Annotated in this window: 5 protein-coding genes; all 5 read left to right on the forward strand. The window is 37.3% G+C overall.

From position 1 onward, the window contains the following. Nucleotides 1–450 (forward strand): T6SS immunity protein Tdi1 domain-containing protein (locus DRB05_RS00280; RefSeq protein ID WP_240036175.1); only part of this gene is annotated, 450 nt, incomplete at its 5' end. A gap of 91 nt (nucleotides 451–541) precedes the next feature. Further along, nucleotides 542–1,024 carry an SMI1/KNR4 family protein gene (locus DRB05_RS00285; RefSeq protein WP_128725178.1) on the forward strand — a complete coding sequence of 161 codons (483 nt, stop codon included), beginning with the start codon at nucleotides 542–544 and terminating at the stop codon, nucleotides 1,022–1,024. A gap of 299 nt (nucleotides 1,025–1,323) precedes the next feature. Continuing rightward, nucleotides 1,324–1,749, forward strand: a complete 426-nt coding sequence (locus DRB05_RS00290; RefSeq protein ID WP_128725179.1) for a hypothetical protein — start codon at nucleotides 1,324–1,326, stop codon at nucleotides 1,747–1,749. Further along, complete coding sequence (locus DRB05_RS00295; RefSeq protein ID WP_235956590.1) at nucleotides 1,746–2,048, forward strand: hypothetical protein; 303 nt, start codon at nucleotides 1,746–1,748, stop codon at nucleotides 2,046–2,048. The genes DRB05_RS00290 and DRB05_RS00295 overlap by 4 nt, the downstream gene beginning before the upstream one ends. A gap of 299 nt (nucleotides 2,049–2,347) precedes the next feature. Next, nucleotides 2,348–2,692: a hypothetical protein gene (locus tag DRB05_RS00300; protein ID WP_240036176.1), complete on the forward strand. Its 345-nt coding sequence runs from the start codon at nucleotides 2,348–2,350 to the stop codon at nucleotides 2,690–2,692. Nucleotides 2,693–2,734: the final 42 nt, after the last annotated feature.

Consider the following 2,734-nt stretch of genomic DNA (forward strand, 5'->3'; position numbering starts at 1 on the left):
ATGCAAAATGACGGTGTAGATAGTTTCTATGTCATTGCAATAGATGCGTTTGGAAAAATGTATATTTGGGGTAAAAAATCAGGGAGTAGTCTTTCCATAATAAGCAGCTATGGCATGATTTTTCCCACCTTCGAAAACGAAGAATATATCGCTACGGGAGAAGAAAGAAGCTTAGATTTGTTCTTCTCTGTACAAACGACAACCCAAATTGATTTAATTGATATCAATGAACAACCTCTTTTTGAGCGAACTTTGGAGAGGTTAGGCCCTCTTGAAAATGGAGAGATCTATGGCTTTGCGCCAGCTCTTGCCCTTGGTGGCGAACCTAAGCTTGAGAATCTCCAAAAGGTAAAAGCCACGGAACATTTAGCTTTCCTAGCTGATCTTGGAGAGAAGCGTGTTATGGCCGATATCGTTGCGCTATCTAACCAATTACCCCATAACCAATAGCACCTTTTTAAGTCCTTTAAATACATAGATGTTGCAAGGTCTAGCTCAATCATCCTAGCCAATATATTCCAGCAAAAGACATAGACTATATATGATCACTAAATGTAATGACTCTTATGAGTTAAATAACTCAAGCATCTTTGAATTAGAAAATTTTTGTAGAATTAAACTTCCGTATTTGTTTATCGAGTTTTTCCGCAACAATAATGGCGTTGCCTTTGAAGGACTCACTTACGCCATAGACAATAAGGAGCGGTTGATTGAGCGAACACTTCTTATTACAAACGATTCCAAGTTGTCAGACGATATTATGCAGTACGAAATAAAAGTGGTACTCGCTCAGATTGAAGAACGCCTAACCGACAATGAAGATCTAGTGGGTGTTGAGTTACTTCCTTTTGCTTATGTCTTTGGTGGAGACTTTTTATGTTTAAACTTCAAAGATAGCAATACTGAACCGTCAGTTGTACTCTGGGATCATACTGGATCAGATGAGTTAAGCCCTGTTTATGCGCTAGTTTCTGATAGCTTTGAAGAATTTATTGAAGGTCTTTGCGAGTCTGAATATGGATAAAATAAACGATTAGTTTGCTTTCTCCCTTATCAGCATGGGGTATTGGATTTCGTGTTTAAGGAAGATACGTGTCAGATAAGTAAAGCAATTTCGGCAGGAAATCGCACTCCGTTCAGATGGGTTGTTTACAGCTTGGTAAAACATCCACAGACCATAAAGTTCGATGCGTCACTAGTATATGGACCAGCATAAACAATGGAGTTCAGGGCAGAGCTTCTCTTCAGCCAATAGCCGCTCGCAAAGTATACTATCAATCTAGCCCAACGATGGGTATTTGCCCCAAAACATAAGGAAAGATAATGGAAAATTTACCTATAGACTTGCGCGATGAAATTGATGCTCTCTATATTTCTGCATACAAATTATTAGAAGCCAACGATGTTGATACTGCTCAAGAAAAAGCAGAAGAAGCATGGAGGTTATTACCTGAACCGAAATTTGATTGGGATGTCACTCTCAGTTTTGTTACCGGAATTTGTAAAATGTATCGAGAATTAAGCTTACACGAAAAAGCCCATAATATTATTAATGAGCTTTTAGACTCAGACCATTTAAATGACTATGATGATGGGCCATTATTTTTGAAAGCTACATTATATTTTGAGCAAGGAGAGTTTAAACAAGCATATGAATGGTTTGCTAAAGCCAATTCTATTTCACGAGGTAGATGCTTTGTAGAACAGCCTAAAAAATACAAAACTTTCTTTAATGAGTATAACCAATGAATGTACATGACCAGATAGAAGAGTATTGCGAGCAAGGTAATGACCTTTTTGATGAAGAAGATTTTCAAGGCGCAATGACACTCTGGAAAAAAGCTTTCGATTTACTCTCTGACCCAGATGAAGAGTGGGATCAAGCCGTTTGGCTTAAAGTATCTATTGGGGATAGTTATTATATGCTTGATGACTATCAACAATCCCTCGATTCAATGTTAGATGCATTAAACCACCCTGAAGCACTCGACAACCCATTTATTCACTTTAGAGCTGGCCAGTGTCATTATCAGTTAGGTGATAAATAGCGCAGTAAAAATGCTCTACTTAAGGCCTATATGTTAGCCGGAAAAGAAATTTTTGAAGACCACGAAGACGATGGACTGTTTTACTATGACTTTTTGAAATCCGAAATCCGGCTATAAACAGGCCAACTCTAAGGACAGCAAATACAATCACACATTACCCCCAATTAGTACAGGTGTAGTAGGTAAAACAAAGTGAACTTCTAATGAAATGGTATCTCTATTGGTTTCAACCGTTTGATAAAATTGCACATAACACCTCTAGGCATACAAGTGTCTATTTGAGGAAAAGGATATGAATTATGTTTAACTGTGAGCCGTACTTATGGAAAGAAAATAAGCCGACTTATCATCCAAATTACCTAAAGGCGCTTGAGCTAGAACTTCAAATTAAGTTTCCAATCGCGTTTTTAAGCTTCATAAAATTACACTTTGGAGATAAGCCAATCTGTTCATCTTTTGAAGTCGGAAAAGGACAGAGTGCAATCGCACACTTCCTTCACTGCCAAGATTTAATAAATGATGATTTGGAAATTTATAGTATTTCAGAAAAAAAAGAGGAAATAGATGAATTTTTATCGAAAAAGATAGTACCAATCGCCATTACCTTTTGTAACTCCACCCAATTTAGTACAGCTATTTCGTAGAATTTTATGCAGCCTCAAGATAACCAATTGGTGTCATATCGC

The organism is Pseudoalteromonas sp. A757 (genome assembly GCF_004103285.1).
GTDB classification, from domain to species: Bacteria; Pseudomonadota; Gammaproteobacteria; order Enterobacterales; family Alteromonadaceae; genus Pseudoalteromonas; species Pseudoalteromonas galatheae.

Coding starts and splice junctions, on each gene's coding strand:
- DRB05_RS00285 (WP_128725178.1), top strand. CDS start 542: ATGATCACTAAATGTAATGACTCTTATGAGTTAAATAACTCAAGCATC.
- DRB05_RS00290 (WP_128725179.1), top strand. CDS start 1,324: ATGGAAAATTTACCTATAGACTTGCGCGATGAAATTGATGCTCTCTAT.
- DRB05_RS00295 (WP_235956590.1), top strand. CDS start 1,746: ATGAATGTACATGACCAGATAGAAGAGTATTGCGAGCAAGGTAATGAC.
- DRB05_RS00300 (WP_240036176.1), top strand. CDS start 2,348: ATGTTTAACTGTGAGCCGTACTTATGGAAAGAAAATAAGCCGACTTAT.